This window comes from Helicobacter sp. UBA3407 (genome assembly GCF_949747025.1).
Classification (GTDB): domain Bacteria; phylum Campylobacterota; class Campylobacteria; order Campylobacterales; family Helicobacteraceae; genus Helicobacter_D; species Helicobacter_D ganmani.
On record NZ_CATKCB010000025.1, the window covers coordinates 1 to 1812 of the forward strand.

At 40.1% G+C, this 1812-nt stretch carries 3 protein-coding genes; all 3 read right to left on the reverse strand.

Annotated features, from left to right (window positions below):
* On the reverse strand, positions 1-581 hold a 581-nt coding region (locus Q1553_RS00230), incomplete at its 3' end, for a methyltransferase domain-containing protein (RefSeq protein WP_300842648.1).
* Between the two features lie 3 nt (positions 582-584).
* Complete coding sequence (locus tag Q1553_RS00235; RefSeq protein ID WP_297570312.1) at positions 585-1559, reverse strand: bifunctional riboflavin kinase/FAD synthetase; 975 nt, start codon at positions 1557-1559, stop codon at positions 585-587.
* The coding region (locus Q1553_RS00240) for an SAM-dependent methyltransferase (protein ID WP_366525084.1) at positions 1513-1812 on the reverse strand (300 nt) is incomplete at its 5' end. The genes Q1553_RS00235 and Q1553_RS00240, both read right to left, overlap by 47 nt.

The window sequence follows — 1812 nt, forward strand, 5'->3', positions numbered from 1 at the left end:
AACGCCTCACGCTTTTTAGCAATCTCAAAATCACTATATCCCTGCTTCTTTTTGTTTGCTAAATAATATTGAATCATCTTAAAATCTAGCTCTTTATGCTCCACCATTACCTTTTCAGAGACGATGAAAACACCCTTAGGATTGAGACAATCATAAATCTTTTGCACCAACTTTTCGCGCTGAAGCGGGCGGATAAATTGCAAAGTGTAATTCGCTATTACCACATCACTTTTAGGAAACTCCACCTCCAAAATATCGCCACAGATGAGGTTTGCACACATTTCATACGCACTTAATTTATTCTGTGCTATCTCTAGCATAGATTCCGCATTATCTATTCCATAGAGATTCAGCGGAAACTCCGCCTTAGAAGCTATTTCCACGAGCATTGCCCCTGTGCTTGTGCCTAAATCTAGCAAGGTGGAATCGGGCTTTAAATACATTAACGTAAAATCTGCACAAAGCCCTAAAACTTCCTTATAATAAGGGATTGAACGGCTTACCATATCATCAAACACGCCCGCAACTTTAGCGTCAAATTCAAATTGTTTTTGAGGATTCTCTGCAAAAATCTTATCCATTGTTTATTCCTTTGACTTTATCGCATTTTGCGATTCTGCGGTCTGCCTTACATTGTTTTGGAATTCCAAGTTTGCACTACTTGCATTCTCCACATTCTCTTTGGATTCTCTATTTTCACATTTCAAAGCCTTATAAGCCCGTTGAATATCTCGCTGAATCTGCTCTTTTAACTCGCTTAAATGCTCAAAATGCTTGTTTTCGCGCAAGTATTTCACAAGAAAGAATCCCGCTTCCTTTTGCTGCACCTCTAGCTTCATTCCAAGCAAATGCCCCTCAATCGCAAAAGATTTATCCGTGCTTAGACGATTACCGATGAAAATTACTGCGGGATATTTTAGGGATTCCGCACTTTGTGCGCCTAATTGCACAAACCCCGCATACACTCCCTCCTTTGGGAGCAAAAATCCATCGTTTTGCAGGTTAATGGTTGCGACAAGTTCCTTTGCACCAATCCCCTGCCCCCGCACGATTCCACCGCGAATCTCAAAGGGACGCCCTAGCAGTTTGTTTGCCTGCTTTAAATTACCATTAATCAACAACTCTTTGATTAACCCGCTATGCACAGAGAGTTTTTTATAAAACACCTCATCAACCACAATTACTCTCCCTTGAAATCTCTTTTGCAAGTCAAAAGTATAGTAATGCCGCTCCTTGCCAAAACGAAAATCATATCCTACAACCAAACATTCTAAATTAGGCAGAATCTCCAACAAAAACTCTACAAACTCCTTGTCGCTTTTGCTGCGGACATATTCTAAAGGTAGTGAAAAAATCGGATAGGAAGCATAAAATGCGCGATATTTTTGAGGTAGTAACTCGCCTTGATTGTTTTCAATGCACAAAATCGCGCCTTTATCGCCTAATTTTTCAAAAAGAACTTGGTGTGCGCTGTGCATTCCATCAAATTTCCCAAGCGCAAGACTTGTGATATTACGCGCTAGGCTTGGCTGTTTGGCAAGCGATAAAAAACTCAACATTTCCTTCCTTTCCTCTCACTTTAGATTCCTCACAAACTAGAATCCTAAAGCCCTTATTTTCCAAAAGCGCAAGTGTCTGCTCTAATGCTACTTTCGCGCTTTTTGATTCCATTAACACGCCCTTTTTATTGCGTTTTGCTTCCACTCCCACTTCAAATTGTGGTTTAAAAAGCAAAATCAAAAGCCCACTTGCTAATGCCTTGATTGCACTTAAAATATCCTTGATAGAAATAAAAGAAACATCGCAAACCAC